Raw genomic sequence first — 17,060 nt, forward strand, 5'->3', positions numbered from 1 at the left:
CAATAAATAGAGTTTCATCTTGAACGAGATATCGCCCGGCCTGCTATTCGCCCTGATCGGTGTTCTAATAGTCATCTCCGCCTTCTTCTCCAGCTCCGAAACCAGCATGATGGCGCTCAACCGCTATCGCCTGCGCCACCAGGCCAAGAGCGGTCATCGCGGGGCGAAGCGGGCCGTGGAGCTACTGTCGCGCCCGGACAAGCTGATCGGCGCCATCCTGATCGGCAACAACCTGGTCAATATTCTCGCCACCTCCATCGCCACCACCGTCTTCACCCGCCTCTACGGTGACGCCGGTGTTTTCTATGCCACCGCGGCACTCACAGTGGTGATCCTGATCTTTGCCGAAGTGACACCGAAAACCATCGCCGCCCTGCACCCGGAAAAAGTCGCCTTTCCCGCCAGCCTGATACTGCGGCCGCTTTTGCGCCTGCTGGCGCCGTTCGTGTGGCTGGTGGGCAGCGTCTCAAATGGCCTCGCGCGCCTCGTCGGCGTGGAGGCCGGTGAACAGTCCGAAGCGGAACATCTGGCACCAGAGGAGTTACGCACTGTCGTGTTCGAATCCGGCGCCCTGCTGCCCAGCAAACACAAGGGCATGCTGCTGAACGTACTCGACCTCGACCAGGCCACGGTGGAAGACATCATGATTCCACGCAACGAAGTGGTCGGCGTGGACCTGGAGGATTCCGGCGAGGAAATCCTGGAGCAACTGGCGGAGAGCTGCTACACGCGCCTGCCGGTGTTTGCAGGCGATATCAACCGGGTGGTCGGCATCCTGCACCTGCGCCGCGCCGCGCAGATTCTGCGCAACGGCCCCGAGTCCTTCAGCGCGGAGCAGCTGAAAAGCTATACCGACGAGCCCTATTTCGTGCCGGAAGCGACGCCCCTGCCGACACTGCTGATGAACTTCCAGAAGACCAAGCGCCGCATGGGCCTGGTGGTGGATGAATACGGCGAGGTAATGGGCATTGTCACCCTGGAAGACCTGCTGGAGGAAATCGTCGGCGACTTCACCGCCAACCCGGCAGCCAGCGAGGACGAGGAAATCGTCGCCCAGGGCGACGGCTGGTACCTGGTTGAGGGCGGCACCTCGATCCGCGATATCAATCGTACCCTGCACTGGGAACTGCCCACCGATGGCCCCAAGACCCTGAATGGCCTGGCGATGGAGCATCTGGAGAGCATTCCGGACGGCAATATCAGCTTCTACATCCTGAATTACCTGGTGGAAATCATCGAAGTTTCCGACAAGATGATTACCCGCGCGCGGGTCAAGAAAGTGGGGCGCGACCGGGAGCGCTGAGCACCCGCGGCACTCGTCACGCCAGATCCATCACCAACTGCTTCACCGGCGCAAAGCTCTGCCGGTGAATGCGGGTCGGCCCCAGCTGCTCCAGCGCTGCCAGGTGTGCCTTGGTCGGGTAACCTTTATGACCCGCCAGGCCGTAGCCCGGATACTGCCTGTCCAACTCCACCATCTCCCGATCGCGGGTCACCTTGGCCAGAATCGACGCTGCGGCGATCGCCTGCACGCGGCTATCGCCCTTCACCACCGTATCGCAGGGATAGTCCCAGTCCGGCTTTTTATTGCCGTCCACCAGGACAAATTCCGGCTGTACCGACAACCGCTCCACCGCGCGGCGCATGGCCAGCAGGCTGGCGTGGAGGATATTGATACGGTCTATCTCTTCCACCGAGGCGCGCGCCACGGCGAATGACAGCGCGCGCGCGCGAATCAGGTCGAACAACTGCTCGCGCTTTTTTTCACTCAATTTTTTCGAGTCCGCCAGCCCTTCGATCGGCTGCGCCGGGTCGAGAATCACCGCGGCGGCGACCACATCACCGGCCAGGGGGCCGCGCCCGACTTCATCGACACCGGCAAGCAGGTCGCCCTTGTAAGTACAGATATAGGGCGGCAGAGGTTGTTTGTTTTTCATTACGTTTTGTCTTTTACAGGCAGGGCGGCTCCAGCTGGCGAGCGCTGATCACGACCAAACCGCCCCTAAACAGAGTTGCGGGCATCCACCAGGCTGCAAACGGCATCCGCGGCGCGCTCCGAGGCATTGCGGCGCAGCTGCTGGTGCAGTTCGTCGAAATCGCGCTGCAACTGGTCATACAGCAACGGATCATCGTAGTACCTGAGCAGCGCCGCACCCAGACGTTCCGGGGTAGCATCGTCCTGCAGGATTTCCGGCACCAGCTCCCGCTGCGCCAGCAGGTTAGGCAACGATACCCACGATGTTTGCAGCATGCGGGAAAAAATCGCGTAGGAAAGTTTTGCCATTTTGTAGGCGACCACCATCGGTTTTTTCAGCAGCATGGTCTCCAGCGTGGCCGTGCCCGAGGCAATCAACACATTGTCGGCGGCGGCGACAGCAGCGTGGGAATTGCCGTCCAGCAGGGTGACGGGCACATCGGCATAAGATTCCAGCAGCGTACGCAATTCCGCCAGACGCTGCGCATTGGCCGCCGGCAGCACAAACTTCAACTGCGGACGCCGCTGGTGACACCAGCGCGCCACCTGCAGGAACAGCGGCCCCAGAAGGCGTACTTCACCGCCGCGACTGCCGGGCAGCAAAGCTATCACCTGATCATCTTCGGCAAAACCCAGTTCCCGGCGCGCCGCGGCGGTATCCACCTGCAGCGGGATCTCGTCGGCGAGCGGGTGGCCGACAAATGTCACCGGCACGGCGTGCTCGCGATAGAAATCCGCCTCGAACGGCAGCAGCGTGAGCATATGATCGACTGCGCGGGCAATTTTCTTGAGGCGCCCGCGGCGCCAGGCCCAAACCGACGGGCTCACATAGTGCACGGTGGGAATACCGGCGCCCTTTAGCGTGGCCTCAAGGCCGAGGTTGAAGTCCGGCGAATCGATGCCGACAAAAACATCCGGTGGGTTATCGATAAAATGCTGGCGCAGGGTGCTACGGATTCTGAGCAATTCCGGCAAACGCTTGAGCGGCTCCACCAGGCCCATCACCGACAACCGCTCCATCGGAAACAGCGAGCGAGCCCCCAGCTTTAACATGCGCGGGCCGGCGATTCCCTCCACCTGCAACTGCGGATAGCGTTTTTGCAGCGCAGCCATCAGACCTGCGCCGAGAATATCACCGGATGCCTCACCGGCAACGATACCGACGCGCAGCGGCTTTCCTGTGTCTGTCACTGGGCACTGCCCCCTGAATACAGCGGCGGCCGCTGATTGCGACCGCCGAGGTTCAAATGATAATCAGATTGCTGCCAGTAGCGCAGCGGATGCGCTGCACAAATCAGCGTGTGATGCCGCGCGCAGAGGACTGCAGGGACTCGATCCAGGGCTGCACCACTTCAGACTGCTCGCGCAGCTCCAGCAGCGCATCCAGGGCTTCCTGCAGCGTGAGACCGCGGCGATAGACGATCTTGTAGGCTTTGTTGATCAACGAAATTTCATCGCGACTGAAACCCCGGCGGCGCAACCCTTCAGCATTGATGGTTTTCGCCTCGGCCGGATTGCCGGCCACCATGACGTACGCCGGCACATCCTTGCCAATGGCCGCGCCCATACCGGTAAACGCATGCTCACCGATGGTGCAATACTGGTGCACCATGCTGAAACCACTGAGAATCGCCCAATCGCGCACCACCACGTGCCCGGCCAGCGCCACGTTGTTGACCAGGATCGTATGGTTACCGATGACGCTGTCGTGTCCGATATGCGCGTAGGCCATGATCAGGTTATCGTTGCCGACGGTAGTTTCGCCACGATCCTGCACGGTGCCGCGGTGTATGGTGACCCCTTCACGAATCACATTGTCGTCGCCGATCACCAATGTGGTGTCTTCGCCCTGGTATTTCTTGTCCGGAGTGTCCTGGCCGACCGTGGCGAACTGGTAAACGCGGTTGTTGCGACCGAGCCTGGTGGGACCACTCAACACCACGTGGGAAGCGATTTCACAGCCGTCCCCGATTTCGACGCCCGGGCCCACCACAGTGTAAGGACCAATTCGCACCCCCTCTCCCAGGATTGCCGATTCGTCGACAATGGCGGTGGGGTGGATATCTGTCTGCATGCTGCGCCCTACTCCTCGGAAGCTCGTCAAGTCAGCAATCGACCGGGGTATCCCACCCCGGTACAACCGATGCTCAGTTAAAAGCCAGCGCGGTAATGGCGCCGTTCATTACAGCGCTCGCGCCGGCCTGCGGCGGACTCCATGCCCGGCCACTATCGACTTTCTTACTGACGTTCAAATTGAAAGGGGGCGGTTGCTCGAAACCCGCCCTAGCGGCATTGCTGCCTACTCAGCCGGACTCTGTGCAGAATCCGCACCGACAAAACGCTGAGGTCAACAGCCGCTTTGCCCATCCAGTCATTTTAATCGGTCCCACCGCCACAGAGGAACCGATCTGGTCACAGTGCGATTGTAGTCAGACCTTTTTCACCGCACACAGAACATTGGCCGAAGCCGCAAGCTCACCGTCGACACTGGCCTTACAGGCAAACTTCCAGATACCGCGGCGCTCGGACACCACTTCTGATTCCAGCTGCAGTCGATCACCGGGAACCACCTGGCGCTTGAATCGCACGTCGTCGATACCCGCAAACAGATACAGGAAGCCATCCGCAGGCTTCTGACCCAGGCTCTTGAAGCCGAGGATACCGGAAACCTGGGCCATTGCTTCAACAATCATCACCCCGGGGAAAATCGGCACTTCCGGAAAGTGGCCGTTAAACACCTCTTCGTTGACCGAGATGTTCTTGTACCCCTTGATATATTTGCCCTCTTCGAGCTCCACCACCCGGTCCACCAGCAGAAAAGGGTAGCGGTGCGGCAGGTATTCACGTATTTCGCGTACGTCCATCATTTCATATGTCCCCAGAAACCACTTCGGGGCGCCAGTACACTTGCGGCACACTGGCACCCCGAAAAACGACAAATCAAACTGTATCAGCGGTCTTTCAGGTCGCCTCTCGGCTCCCCGCTAGCGGCGCTCGCTATCCGCAGGCTCATCCGGAGCCGCCAATTGTTTTTCCACGTCCCGCAGGCGACGCGCGATCTGATCGAGCTGCGCGTAGCGCACTGCGTTGCGTCGCCAGCTGCGGCTGTCGGAAAAAGGCGTACCACTGGAATATGACCCTGCGGTCTCAATGGATTTGGTCACCAGCGTCATGGCAGTCACATGGCTGCCCTCCGCCACTGTCACGTGCCCCACCACACCGGCACCGCCGGCGATGGTGCAGTGGCTACCGATAATTGCACTGCCGGCGACGGCCGAACAGGCAGCTATGGCTGAGTAGTCACCAATTTGCACATTGTGCGCGATTTGTACCTGGTTGTCGATCTTGACCCCGCGCCCGATGACAGTATTGCCCAGTGCGCCGCGATCGATACAAGTACAGGCTCCAATTTCCACCTCATCGCCAATCTCGACTCCGCCAAGCTGGTGAATCTTGGTCCAGCGGCGCTCGTGCGGGGCGAATCCGAAGCCGTCGGCGCCGATCACCGCTTGGCTGTGGAGGATGCAGTCGCGCCCGACAGAACAGCCGTGGTAGACCACCGCCCCGGGGAACAGGCGCGTGCCCGCACCAATTTCACTGTTCTCACCGATGAAGCAGTTGGCACCGATTACCGCCCCCGCACCGATACTGGCACGGGCTTCGATAACGGCACCTGCAGCAATACTCGCGGAGGCATCGACGTGCGCGTCCGGGTGCACGACCGCCGCCGGGTGCACACCCACAGCCGCCGCAGGGGCGCGATCGTAGAGGGCCGTTGCCCGCGCAAAGGCCAGGTACGGGTTATCCACCACCAGCGCAGACACTGGGCAGTCTCCCAGCAGGTCGGCACGAAGCAGCACTGCAGCGGCGCGGGTTTCGCCCAGAAAGCGGCGATAACTGGCGCTGGCGAGGAAGGTAACCTCGGAGGAAGTGGCATCCTGCAATGTATTGAGCCCGGAGGGGGCCTGTTCAGGGTCCGCTCCGGGCGCAAGGTGCAGCTCTGCGCCCAGCTGGTCAGCCAGCCGGGCGAGCGTCAATTTGTCGGTCATCAATAGCGCTGCCGCGAATTACTTCTTGTCGGCGTTCATGCGCTTGACCACTTCGGCGGTCAGGTCATAGCTCGGGCCGGCGTAGAAAGCGGACTCGGCGTTCAGCACCAGGTCCAACTTCTTCTCTTTGATGATGGCTTCCAGCGCGGCCTTGGCTTTCGGAGCCATGGTTTTCTGGATTTCCTGACCAACCTGGCCCTCCAGGGCGCGCAGCTTCTTGACCGTGCTTTCGAAATCGGAGCGCTTGAAGTTCATCTTGCGCTGCTGCTCCGCTTTCTGCTCGTCGGACCAGGTCATGCCGTTCTTCTTGGCATCTTCAGCCATCTTCTTGACTTCATCGCGGATGGACTCGGCATTGCTCTGCAGTTTGGAGTATTCGGAACTGGTTTTCAGCGCGTTGACTTTGGACTTGGCCACGTCGGTGCTCATGATGGCAGCCTGCAGGTTGAATACCGCTACATTGCTCTGTGCCGCGGCGGCGCCGGACAGCAGGATTCCGACCAGTAGCACTGCGATAATTTTTACTTGTTTAAGCACGTCGAATTCTCCGTATTACTCTATTTATCGTTGGCGGCAACTTACTTCGGGCAACGAAGGCAAGCAACCTCTGTTGGAAAATATTAGAAACTGTTACCCAGTGAGAACTGGAATACCTCGGACTTGTCATCCTCGTTTTTCTGCAGCGCCTTGGCAACACTAAACGTCAACGGACCGAAACCGGTGATCCAGGTCAGGCCGATACCGGCAGAAACGTCGAGATATCGGGCATCGATATCGTAGCAGTTGAGCTGCGAATCACCACAAGCGGTGTCGAACACATTACCCGCGTCGACGAAGAAGGCGGACTGCATGGAGCGCTGATCCTTCACGAACGGAATCGGGAAGATGATTTCAGCACTGCCTTCCATCAGTACATTGCCACCGAAAGGACGCGGCTTGTTGTTCGAGCCACCAGTGATCAGCTCCCCGGTGTTCGGATCCTGCACATAACAGCTCGAGTAGAGACCGTCCGCGTTCACAGCACAGGGAGCGGTGGCATAGTATTCAAACTGCGTGGATCTCGGACCCAGCGTGTTGCGCTTGAAGCCGCGCACGGAGCCGAAGCCGCCACCGTAGAAATTCTCGAAGAACGGCAGACCGGTGGTCGTGCCGTATCCATCCGCATAACCAAGACGGGTGCGCAGGCGCAGCGTCAGGTTCTTGGTCAGCGGGCGGAACATCTGACCGGTGTAGATAAACTTGTAGTACTCCAGATCACCGCCGGGCACGGTGAACTCCATCGACAGGCGCTGGGAGGTACCGCGCGTGGCGAGGATGCCTCGGTTCAGGGTCGAACGGGCATAGGACGTGGTGATGGAGAACGAATCAAACATATCGCCGTTCAGGTCGACGAAACCATTTAAATCCGTATTGAGCAGCGCCGGGTCAACCGGGTCACTCAAATTCAGCGCGTCCCCGGCGTCTTTCGCATCGACCAGCTCGGTGTCGATATCGCTCACATCCGACGAACTGATAAGACCGATCAGATTATCGTTGGGAACCGGACTGCCCTTGATTTCCTGAACCGGGGTATCACCGACGCCCAGCTCCAGGTGATTGAAGCCGATATTCAGGCCGACGCGGGAAATTTCCGAGATCGGGTAACCAAAGTTGAGGCCGGCACCATAGGTGGTGGTGTTATAGCTGGAGATACCGATCTCCGAGTAGTCGCGATTCTGGTAGAACACGTTGAAACCGCGGCTCACACCATCCGGGGTGAAATAGGGGTCCGTGTAGGAGAAATTGGCAACCGACTGATAGCGAGACGTATTGACTGCAAAGCCAACCGACTTGCCGGTGCCCAGCCAGTTGTTTTCCTGCACGTTGGCACCCAGCACCAGGCCACTTTGCTGGGCGTAACCGACGGTGCCGCCGATAGTACCGGACGGCTGCTCTTCGACGGTGTAATCCACATCGATCTGATCGGAGGTGCCGGGCACCTCGTTGGTCTCGACCTCCACGTCCTTGAAGTAGCCGAGGCGCTCCAGGCGCACCTTGGACTGCTCGATACGGGCGGAGGAAGCGGAAGCGGATTCCATCTGGCGCATCTCGCGGCGCAGCACTTCGTCGGAAGTACGGGTATTGCCACGGAAATTGATACGGCGCACATACGCGCGCTTGCCGGGATCGATAAAGAAGGTGACTTTTACCGTCTTTTTCTTCTCATCCGGCTCCGGCATACCGTTGACTTCGGCAAAGGTATAACCCTCGTTGCCGAGACGCTTGGTAATATAGTCGGAGGTGGTGGTCATCAGCACCTGCGAGAATGTCTGTCCCTTGCGCACCAGCAGCAGGCGCTTCAGCTCTTCCTCAGGCACCACCGGGTTGCCGGCGAGTTCCACATCGCTGACTTTATAGACATCGCCCTCATGCACATTGATGGTGATGAAAACACTCTGCTTGTCCGGGCTCAGGGATACCTGGGTGGAATCGATCTTGAACTCCAGATAGCCGCGGTCGAGGTAATAGGACTCCAGCCGCTCGAGGTCACCGGTGAGCTTTTCCTTGGAGTACTTGTCGTCGCTGTTCAGCCACGACAGCCAACCGGTGGTCTTGAGCTCGAAGATATCCTCCAGCTCCTTGTCGGAAAATGCCTTGTTACCGACGATATTGATGTGCTTGATGGCGGCAACAGAGCCCTCGTCCACCAGCACTTTAAGCTCCACCTGGTTACGCGGCAGGTCCTTGACCTCGGTTTTTACGCTGGCACCGTAGCGGCCCTGGGCCACGTACTGGCGCTGCAACTCCTGAGCCAGTCCTTCCAGCGTTGCGCGCTTGAAGATCTGGCCCTCGGCGAGGCCGTTGTCCTTCATGCCCTTGAGCAGGTCTTCGGTCTTGATGGCCTTATTGCCGGTAATCTCGATTTTGGAAATTGCCGGCCGCTCGCGCACGGTGATAACCAGAACACCGTTTTCCCGGCCAATCTGGATATCCTGGAAATAGCCGGTACGGAACAGCGCGCGCGTAGCACTCTGGATATCCAGGCTCTCGATCCGGTCGCCCACACGCACCGGCAGCGCCGCAAATACGGTGCCGGCGGAAACCCGCTGCAGGCCTTCCACGCGGATATCGCTGACCACAAACGACTGCGACTGCGCCTGAACCACCGCGGCGATCGGCAGAGTCAGGCCGAGAGAGGCCACCTTCAGGAAATCTTTCATCTACTAATTCCGAGTTTTTATTCGCAATTCCAAACGACGGGTAGTGCGCGCTGCGCCACTCCCCCGGCCCTTCGGGCCACCCTCCCCCGCGGAATTCCCGCCGGTGAGGCCATTGGCGGCAGTAACCGCCTACAAACGCACAATATCGTTGTATAGCGCCAGCCCCATAATGCCGAGTACCAGCGCCATTCCCACCTGCAGACCGATCATCTGCACCCGCTCCGATACCGGCGAGCCCTTGACGGCCTCGATACCGTAGTAGAGGAGATGCCCGCCATCGAGCACGGGGATTGGCAACAGGTTAAGAACACCGAGGCTGATGCTGAGCAGCGCCAATAGCGACAGAAATGACTGCCAGCCGGCATGCGCTGAAGTGCCGGCCACTTTAGCAATGGTGATAGGACCACTCAAGTTCTTGGTCGAGAGCTGGCCGAACACCAGTTTCTTCAGGCTGATGAAGGTAAACCGGGTTTTGTCCCAGGTCTCCTGCAGCCCCTTGGCGAAGGCCTCGGCGATACCGTAGCGGTAAGTGCGCACCTTGTCATCCGGCCACGGCGAACCCTGCGGCAGGACGCCGATTCGGCCGATGCGCTCGCCGCTATCCAGCGTCACCAGCTCCGGGGTGACCGGCAGCGTCAAGCGCTGGCCGTCACGCTCCACTTCCACCTGCATGGTTTCTTCAGGATGCGCGCGCACATACTCGGTCCAACTTTCCCAGCTCTGGAAGACGCGGTCATCAGTGGCGAGGATCTTATCGCCGGCCTGCAATCCCGCCCGCGCAGCGGGCGTGTCCGGGTTGACCTGCGCCAGGATCATTCTGATCGGCGGCGTCCACAGCTCGAGTCCCAGCTCTTTCAGCGGGTCGGGTACTTCGCGCCCGGACAGCCACTGGTCAATATCCGCCCCACTCAGGTACTCCAGCTCCGAGCCGGGATAGCGCAGGGTAAATTCGATGGTACCGGTGTCACCAAGCCGGTTGGCCAGACGCCAGTTCAACGCCTGCCAGGTGGGAGTCGGGTGTCCGTCCACAGCGACGATTTCCTGCTGCGGCTCCAGGCCCGCGCGCGCAGCCAGGCTGCCGGGCTCCACCGACCCGACAATGGGGACGGGGCCGGCGGTACCGCCCATGAACACAAACCAGAACAACAGAATAGCGAGCAGGAAGTTGGCGATGGGGCCGGCCGCGGCAATCGCGATACGCGCCCATACACTCTTGCGATTGAACGCGCGGTGCAGCTCCTCGGGCGGCACCGGCCCCTCGCGCTCGTCGAGCATCTTGACGTAGCCCCCGAGCGGGATCGCCGCCAGGGTAAATTCGGTGCCATGGCGATCGTGGCGGGACAGCAGGCGACGCCCGAACCCAACGGAGAAACGCAGCACCTTGACACCACACGCACGCGCCACCAGGAAGTGACCCATCTCGTGAAAGGTGACCAGCACTCCGAGAGCCACCAGGGCCCAGATTACCGTTTGAATAAAGTCCATATCCCGCTACAAACTCACTAATCTCTGCAACCGCCCCTCACAGGGCCCCGAGAACCTCCCGGGCCAGGTTGCGTGCATTTCGATCCGCAGTTTCGACTGCGTCCAGGCCGGTCAGTTCAACCGGCTCCACCATTTTCATCACCCGCTCGATTACAGCGGCAATACTAGTAAACGCCAACCGGCCCTGCAGAAACGCGTCAACCGCGACCTCATTGGCCGCGTTCAGCGCCGTGGGGGCGCTGCCGCCCGCATCCATCGCCTCCCGCGCCAGGCGCAGGCATGGAAAGCGCTCCATGTCCGGGCTCTCGAAGTCCAGCCGCCCTTGCGCAATCAGGTCCAGTGCCGCAACGCCGCTGTCGATACGCTCCGGGAAGGACAGCGCGTGGGCGATCGGTGTGCGCATATCCGGGTTGCCCATCTGCGCCAGCAGCGAGCCATCGCGATACTGTACCATCGAGTGCACGATGCTTTGCGGGTGGACCACCACCTCGATCTGATCCGGGCGGGCATTGAACAGCAGGCAGGCCTCGATGAACTCCAGGCCCTTGTTCATCATGGTGGCGGAATCCACCGAGATTTTGCGCCCCATGGACCAGTTGGGGTGGGCGCAGGCCTCATCCGGAGTCACGCGGCGCAAATCATCCACCGCTCGCGTGCGAAAGGGGCCGCCGGAACCGGTAAGCAGGATCCGGTCGACACCGGCGGCCTCCAGATCGGCACAGGGCTGTGGCAGGCACTGGAAGATGGCGTTGTGCTCACTATCGATCGGCAGTAGCTGGGCCGCGGAAGCCGCCAGCGCGCGCAGAAAGACCGGACCGGCCATTACCAGCGCTTCTTTATTGGCCAACAGGACTTTTTTGCCCGCCTCCACCGCCGCCAGCGTCGGACGCAAGCCCGCAGCACCGACAATCGCCGCCATCACCGCGTCCACGCCGGGGTCGGCCGCCACGCGGCAGAGACCCTCGGCACCAGAGAGCACCTCGGTGGGCAGGTCCTCACCTGCCAGCAGCGCGCGCAGCTCAGCCGCACCCGTGTCGGTCGCCACCACCGCGTAGCGCGGCGCAAAACGGCGGCACTGCTGGGCCAGCTCGGCAACACGCTCATGCGCGGTCAGGGCGAAAACACGATAGCGCTGCGGATGCCGCGCCAGCACGTCCAGGGTGCTGACGCCGATGGACCCGGTGGAACCGAGGACAGTGATGGTTTGCATGAATTACCTCAAAAATCGGACCATCGGGCCCCAGCGGCGCACGTCACCCAATCGCAGGCGGTCACAGATAGGACGGCAGCTCGCTGGCCAACGCCGCCATGGTGAAGACCGGCAGTGCCGCGGAGAGACTGTCCAGTCGATCGAGGATACCGCCGTGCCCCGGCAGTATCTGGCTGCTGTCCTTGATACCCCGGTGGCGCTTGAACATACTCTCCACCAGGTCACCAATCACGGACGCCAGTGCAGTCACCAGCACTCCCAGGGAAAACAGAATGGTATTTTTCAGCGGCAGGTGGAACATGGCCGATACGACCAGCGCCAGGATCAGGCAGGCACCCAGGCCGCCGAAGAAGCCCTCCCAGGACTTGCCCGGGCTGACCTCTCGCGCCAGCTTGTGCTTGCCGAAGCGGCGCCCGACGAAGTAGGCACCCACATCGGCCGCCACGACCACAGCCACCACGAACAGCACCAGCCAGGCGCCATCGCCGCCGTGCAGTCCGCGCAGCAGCACGACCGCCAGCCACGCCGGCACCAGCACCACCAGGCCAATCAGTCCGCGGGCCCAGCGGTTGCCCCACAGCATCGCACTGGCCGGGTAGCTCTGCACCCACAGGAACGCCAGCGCCCACCAGCCGCACGCGACCGCCAGGATCTGGCGCGCGTTATCGGTATTCGGGCTGGAGAAATCCATCGCAAAGACGTACTGCGCCGTGCCCACCAGCGCCGCACCGAGCACGGCCAGGAACACGAAGCGCAGGGCACGATTGAGATTGGACAGATTCGCCCACTCCCAGCCACCAATGAGGATGACTGCCACGGTGACCAGCGCGAACCACTGGATCGGAATCAGAAACAGCGCCCCGAGAAACAGGGCCACCAACACAAGCGCGGTAATTATTCTTTGTTTTAGCACCGTTAAACCCTTTTTAATCGGTTTCCAGTCGCTCCGCCCACACACTGGGCGGAAGCAGGGTACAAGATAATGTTGTTGCGGGGAATTCATCTCCGCCGCGGTATTGCGGTTACGGTGCCGCCGGGACACTCCACCCGCTGCACCGGCACCTCCGCCTCCCGATAGTCATCCGGCGGGAATCAGGCCTGCGCGGCCAGCCCACCTCCCGAGCGGCCGCCGAAGCGGCGATCGCGTCGCTGAAAGGCGCCAATGGCCGCATCCAGCGCCTCGACACCGAAATCCGGCCACAGTGTATCCGTGAAATAGAATTCGCTGTAGGCGGCCTGCCACAAAATAAAATTACTGATGCGCTGCTCACCGCTGGAACGGATCAGCAGATCCACCGGCGGCAAATCCGCCAGCTGCATATAATCCGCCAGGGTCTCCTCGGTGATGGACTCGGGCGTGCGCCGCCCGGCAGCCACCTCTTCCGCCATCGCCCGTGCGGCCTGGGCAATATCCCACTGGCCACCGTAATCCGCGGCGATCACCAGATTGCCTCGCGTGCCCGCACAGGTAATTTCCTCGGCCTCGGCGATGGCGCGCTGCAGCCGCGCGGAAAAGCGGTCGCGCCGGCCAATCACCCTCAACCGCACGCCCTCTTCCTGCATGCGGCGCGCCTCTTTGCGCAGGTAGGAGTGAAACAGGCTCATCAGCAGCTCCACCTCTTTGGGCGGGCGCTGCCAGTTTTCACTGGAGAAGGCGAACAGGGTGAGCGCTTCCACACCGCGCTCCTTGCAGGCGGAGATCAGGTCGCGAATACGCTCGACACCGGCCTTGTGACCGGCAGTGGTAGGGAGACTGCGCTGCGCCGCCCAGCGCCCGTTGCCGTCCATGATGATGGCAATGTGGCGCGGGAGCGGTGCAGACTGCGCGCTGTCAGCAGAACCTCTGGAAGCCATTAAATTTCCATCAGGTCTTTTTCTTTGGCCGCCAGAGCGCCGTCGACGTCTGCAACGAACTGGTCGGTAATCTTCTGGATGTCGTCGCTGGCGCGGCGCTCGTCGTCCTCGGAGATCTCCTTATCCTTGACCAGCGCCTTCACGTCTGCCAGCGCATCGCGACGGATATTGCGGATGGACACGCGCGCGTTTTCCGCCTCGCCGCGCGCCTGGCGGATAAAGTTCTTGCGGGTTTCCTCGGTCAGCATCGGCATCGGAATGCGGATCACGGCACCGGCTGTGCTCGGGTTGAGGCCGAGATCGGACTTCATGATGGCCTTCTCGATGTCCGGCACCAGGTTTTTTTCCCACGGAGTCACGCTCAGGGTGCGCGCATCCTCTACGTTGACATTGGCAACCTGGGCCAGCGGCGTGTCGGAGCCGTAATAGGACACATGGATTCCATCGAGAATACTCGGGTGCGCGCGGCCAGTGCGGATTTTGTTGAAGTTGGTTCCCAGCGCATCGAGCGCCTTGCCCATACGGACCTTTGCGTCTTTCTTGATATCTTCGATCACTGTTTCACTTCCTCTTCGATTAGCGTGCCCTCTTCGCCGCCCACTACGATATTGAGCAGCGCGCCGGTCTTGTCCATGCGGAATACGCGCACGGGCATATTGTGCTCGCGGCACAGGCAGATTGCAGTTAAATCCATTACGCCGAGTTTCTTGTCGAGCACCTCGTCGTAGGTCAGGGTGTCGTAGCGGGTTGCGCTCGGCTCCAGCACCGGGTCGGCAGAGTAGACGCCGTCCACCTTGGTCGCCTTCAGTACCAGCTCCGCTTCGATTTCGATCCCGCGCAGGCACGCGGCGGAGTCGGTGGTAAAGAAGGGGTTGCCGGTACCGGCGGCAAAAATCAGTACTTCCCCGCGCTCCAGGTGACGAATCGCCGCGCGGCGGTCGTAGTGGTCGATGATACCGCTCATCTGGATGGCGGACATCACGCGCGAGGAGATGTTCGAGCGCTCCAGTGCGTCGCGCAGTGCCAGCGCGTTCATCACTGTCGCCAGCATGCCCATGTGGTCACCGGTCACGCGATCCAGACCCGCCGCGTGCAGCGCCGCACCGCGAAACAGGTTGCCACCGCCGACCACCAGGCCAACTTGCACACCGATACCCACCAGCTGCCCGATCTCCAATGCCATCTTGTCCAGCACCTTGGGGCTGATCCCAAAGCCCTGATCCCCCATCAGCTCCTCACCACTGAGCTTCAACAGGATTCGCTTGTACTTGCGGTCTTTAACTCCAGGCATCCTCGGGTCCTCTCTTACGCAGGCAGGCATTGCCGCCGAACATTACAACAATTTCGGTCAATTACACAGAGGGGTGCCCCGACACAGCTCATTTTTTGAGCCAGCCGAAGGCACCCCACTGCGGTCGGCCGCCCGCAGGCGGCCGCAAGGCGATCAGGAAGAGGATTTAACTTGCGCGGCAACTTCCGCTGCGAAATCCACCTCTTCTTTCTCAATGCCTTCACCCACTTCAAAGCGGACAAAGCCAGCGACGTCAGCACCGGCATCCTTCACCAGCTTGCCTACGCTCAGGTCCGGGTTCTTGACGAAGGGCTGTTCCACCAGGCTGTTTTCCTTCAGGAACTTCTTGATACGGCCGCCCATCATCTTCTCGACGATCTCGGCGGGCTTGCCTTCCATATCCGGCTGCGCCTTGATGATGTCCTTTTCTTTTTCCAGCTGCTCGGCCGGCATGTCTTCCGGCTTGTTCACCTGCGGGTTGACCGCGGCCACGTGCATGGCGACTTCTTTAGCCAGCTCCTGATCGGCACCGCTCAGAGCGACCAGAGAGGCGATACGGTTGTTGGAGTGCACGTAGGCACCAACGACCGGCGCTTCTACCAGCTGGATGCGGCGCACACCGATGTTCTCGCCGATCTTCTGGACCAGCGCTTCGCGAGTCTGTTCCAGCTCACCTTCCATCAGCGCGGCAACGTCCTGCTGACGATCGGCAAAGGCCTTGTCGACCACCTTGCCAACAAACGCCAGGAAGTTGTCGTCACGGGCAACGAAGTCGGTTTCGGAGTTGATTTCAACCAGCACGCCGTAGCTGCCGTCTTCGGCAACCTTGGCTGCAACAACGCCGTCAGCGGCGGTGCGGCCGGCTTTCTTGGCCGCTTTCAGGCCGGAGGCTTTGCGCAGATCTTCGATCGCTTTCTCGATGTCGCCGTCGGCCTCGGTCAGTGCTTTTTTGCACTCCATCATCGGCAGGCCGGTGCGCTCGCGCAGTTCTTTTACCATAGACGCGGTAATCGCCATGATTCAATCCTCGGGGTTCTGTAACTTGGAAATTAGAAAAAAGGGGCCGATTTCAGGGCCCCTTTTCGAGTTCGCAGTGTAACCACTCAGTGTTACACCACTGCGCCCTGCACTGCTCTAATTAAGAGTCGGCAGCGGCTTCGTCGTCATTCGCTTCGACGTATTCGCTCTTCGGCGCGCCGGCACCCGCGTCAGCGGCACCCGCCAGAACGGCGTCCGCAACAGCAGTGGTGTACAGCTTGATCGCGCGAATGGCGTCGTCGTTGCCCGGAATAACGTAGTCCACACCTTCCGGATCGCTGTTGGTATCGACAACACCGATTACCGGGATGCCCAGTTTGTTGGCTTCCTGGATAGCGATGCGCTCGTGCTCGACGTCGATCACGAACAGTGCGTCCGGCAGACCACCCATATCCTTGATACCACCGATGGAGCGTTCCAGCTTGTCCATGGTGCGGGTGCGCATCAGCGCTTCTTTCTTGGTCAGCTTCTCGAAGGTGCCGTCCTGCGACTGGGCTTCCAGATCGCGGTAGCGCTTGATGGAAGCGCGGATGGTCTTGTAGTTGGTGAGCATGCCACCCAGCCAGCGGTTGCTGACGTAGGGCTGGCCTGCGCGCTCAGCTTGCTCCTTGATGGACTTCTGCGCGGCGCGCTTGGTGCCGACAAACAGAATCTTCTTCTTCTGTGCGGCCATACCCTTGATCACCTGCAGGGCGTCGTTGAACGCCGGCACAGTGTGCTCCAGGTTTACAATGTGAATCTTGTTGCGGGCGCCAAAGATGTATTGACCCATCTTCGGGTTCCAGTAGCGGGTCTGGTGGCCAAAGTGGACACCAGCCTGCAGCATATCGCGCATGCTGACTTGCGGCATAATCTAAACCTCAATTGGTACGGGTTAGTCCTCCACACATCCCATGCGTCAACCCCTCCCGCTGCTGCGGGGCGGAGCACCCAGACACATGTGCCGATGCGTGTGCGG

16 protein-coding genes are annotated in these 17,060 nt (G+C 60.7%); 1 reads left to right on the top strand and 15 read right to left on the bottom strand.

Features of this window, described 5'->3' with window-relative positions; translation table 11 throughout:
- Positions 1 to 19: 19 nt before the first annotated feature.
- Complete coding sequence (locus ABDK11_RS12715) at positions 20 to 1,303, top strand: HlyC/CorC family transporter (RefSeq protein ID WP_346836882.1); 1,284 nt, start codon at positions 20 to 22, stop codon at positions 1,301 to 1,303.
- 16 nt (positions 1,304 to 1,319) lie between these two features.
- On the opposite strand, the gene rnhB is transcribed toward ABDK11_RS12715, so the two are convergent.
- The 15 genes from rnhB to rpsB form a co-directional block, all read right to left on the bottom strand.
- Complete coding sequence (gene rnhB / locus ABDK11_RS12720) at positions 1,320 to 1,937, bottom strand: ribonuclease HII (protein ID WP_346836883.1); 618 nt, start codon at positions 1,935 to 1,937, stop codon at positions 1,320 to 1,322.
- 65 nt (positions 1,938 to 2,002) lie between these two features.
- The gene (lpxB, locus tag ABDK11_RS12725; RefSeq protein ID WP_346836884.1) at positions 2,003 to 3,166 is read right to left on the bottom strand and encodes a lipid-A-disaccharide synthase; all 1,164 of its coding nucleotides are present in this window, start codon (positions 3,164 to 3,166) and stop codon (positions 2,003 to 2,005) included.
- A 103-nt stretch (positions 3,167 to 3,269) separates the two neighbouring features.
- On the bottom strand, positions 3,270 to 4,049 hold the full coding sequence (lpxA, locus tag ABDK11_RS12730) for an acyl-ACP--UDP-N-acetylglucosamine O-acyltransferase (protein WP_346836885.1): 780 nt from the start codon (positions 4,047 to 4,049) through the stop codon (positions 3,270 to 3,272).
- 355 nt (positions 4,050 to 4,404) lie between these two features.
- Positions 4,405 to 4,842 carry a 3-hydroxyacyl-ACP dehydratase FabZ gene (fabZ, locus tag ABDK11_RS12735; RefSeq protein WP_346836886.1) on the bottom strand — a complete coding sequence of 146 codons (438 nt, stop codon included), beginning with the start codon at positions 4,840 to 4,842 and terminating at the stop codon, positions 4,405 to 4,407.
- 117 nt (positions 4,843 to 4,959) lie between these two features.
- Entirely contained in the window at positions 4,960 to 6,024 is a 1,065-nt protein-coding gene (gene lpxD, locus ABDK11_RS12740; RefSeq protein ID WP_346836887.1) for a UDP-3-O-(3-hydroxymyristoyl)glucosamine N-acyltransferase, read from the bottom strand.
- 18 nt (positions 6,025 to 6,042) lie between these two features.
- On the bottom strand, positions 6,043 to 6,561 hold the full coding sequence (locus tag ABDK11_RS12745) for an OmpH family outer membrane protein (protein WP_346836888.1): 519 nt from the start codon (positions 6,559 to 6,561) through the stop codon (positions 6,043 to 6,045).
- An 83-nt stretch (positions 6,562 to 6,644) separates the two neighbouring features.
- Complete coding sequence (gene bamA / locus ABDK11_RS12750; RefSeq protein WP_346836889.1) at positions 6,645 to 9,224, bottom strand: outer membrane protein assembly factor BamA; 2,580 nt, start codon at positions 9,222 to 9,224, stop codon at positions 6,645 to 6,647.
- A 129-nt stretch (positions 9,225 to 9,353) separates the two neighbouring features.
- On the bottom strand, positions 9,354 to 10,709 hold the full coding sequence (rseP, locus tag ABDK11_RS12755; RefSeq protein ID WP_346836890.1) for an RIP metalloprotease RseP: 1,356 nt from the start codon (positions 10,707 to 10,709) through the stop codon (positions 9,354 to 9,356).
- A gap of 37 nt (positions 10,710 to 10,746) precedes the next feature.
- On the bottom strand, positions 10,747 to 11,919 hold the full coding sequence (gene ispC / locus ABDK11_RS12760; protein ID WP_346836891.1) for a 1-deoxy-D-xylulose-5-phosphate reductoisomerase: 1,173 nt from the start codon (positions 11,917 to 11,919) through the stop codon (positions 10,747 to 10,749).
- 61 nt (positions 11,920 to 11,980) lie between these two features.
- The gene (locus ABDK11_RS12765) at positions 11,981 to 12,832 is read right to left on the bottom strand and encodes a phosphatidate cytidylyltransferase (protein WP_346836892.1); all 852 of its coding nucleotides are present in this window, start codon (positions 12,830 to 12,832) and stop codon (positions 11,981 to 11,983) included.
- Positions 12,833 to 13,011: 179 nt separating this feature from the next.
- Positions 13,012 to 13,773, bottom strand: coding sequence for a polyprenyl diphosphate synthase (gene uppS / locus ABDK11_RS12770; protein WP_346836893.1), 762 nt, complete (start codon positions 13,771 to 13,773; stop codon positions 13,012 to 13,014).
- Complete coding sequence (frr, locus tag ABDK11_RS12775) at positions 13,773 to 14,330, bottom strand: ribosome recycling factor (protein ID WP_346836894.1); 558 nt, start codon at positions 14,328 to 14,330, stop codon at positions 13,773 to 13,775. The genes uppS and frr overlap by 1 nt, the downstream gene beginning before the upstream one ends.
- On the bottom strand, positions 14,327 to 15,064 hold the full coding sequence (gene pyrH, locus ABDK11_RS12780; protein WP_346836895.1) for a UMP kinase: 738 nt from the start codon (positions 15,062 to 15,064) through the stop codon (positions 14,327 to 14,329). The genes frr and pyrH overlap by 4 nt, the downstream gene beginning before the upstream one ends.
- Positions 15,065 to 15,217: 153 nt before the next feature.
- A complete protein-coding gene (tsf, locus tag ABDK11_RS12785) occupies positions 15,218 to 16,081 on the bottom strand; it encodes a translation elongation factor Ts (protein WP_346836896.1) in 864 nt (287 codons plus the stop codon).
- A gap of 121 nt (positions 16,082 to 16,202) precedes the next feature.
- The gene (rpsB, locus tag ABDK11_RS12790) at positions 16,203 to 16,952 is read right to left on the bottom strand and encodes a 30S ribosomal protein S2 (protein WP_346836897.1); all 750 of its coding nucleotides are present in this window, start codon (positions 16,950 to 16,952) and stop codon (positions 16,203 to 16,205) included.
- Positions 16,953 to 17,060 lie beyond the last annotated feature (108 nt).

Origin of the sequence: Microbulbifer sp. SAOS-129_SWC, from assembly GCF_039696035.1 — a bacterium.
Lineage (GTDB): Bacteria > Pseudomonadota > Gammaproteobacteria > Pseudomonadales > Cellvibrionaceae > Microbulbifer.

Coding starts and splice junctions, on each gene's coding strand:
- rnhB (WP_346836883.1), bottom strand. CDS start 1,937: ATGAAAAACAAACAACCTCTGCCGCCCTATATCTGTACTTACAAGGGC.
- lpxA (WP_346836885.1), bottom strand. CDS start 4,049: ATGCAGACAGATATCCACCCCACCGCCATTGTCGACGAATCGGCAATC.
- fabZ (WP_346836886.1), bottom strand. CDS start 4,842: ATGATGGACGTACGCGAAATACGTGAATACCTGCCGCACCGCTACCCT.
- lpxD (WP_346836887.1), bottom strand. CDS start 6,024: ATGACCGACAAATTGACGCTCGCCCGGCTGGCTGACCAGCTGGGCGCA.
- bamA (WP_346836889.1), bottom strand. CDS start 9,224: ATGAAAGATTTCCTGAAGGTGGCCTCTCTCGGCCTGACTCTGCCGATC.
- rseP (WP_346836890.1), bottom strand. CDS start 10,709: ATGGACTTTATTCAAACGGTAATCTGGGCCCTGGTGGCTCTCGGAGTG.
- ispC (WP_346836891.1), bottom strand. CDS start 11,919: ATGCAAACCATCACTGTCCTCGGTTCCACCGGGTCCATCGGCGTCAGC.
- uppS (WP_346836893.1), bottom strand. CDS start 13,773: ATGGCTTCCAGAGGTTCTGCTGACAGCGCGCAGTCTGCACCGCTCCCG.
- pyrH (WP_346836895.1), bottom strand. CDS start 15,064: ATGCCTGGAGTTAAAGACCGCAAGTACAAGCGAATCCTGTTGAAGCTC.
- tsf (WP_346836896.1), bottom strand. CDS start 16,081: ATGGCGATTACCGCGTCTATGGTAAAAGAACTGCGCGAGCGCACCGGC.
- rpsB (WP_346836897.1), bottom strand. CDS start 16,952: ATGCCGCAAGTCAGCATGCGCGATATGCTGCAGGCTGGTGTCCACTTT.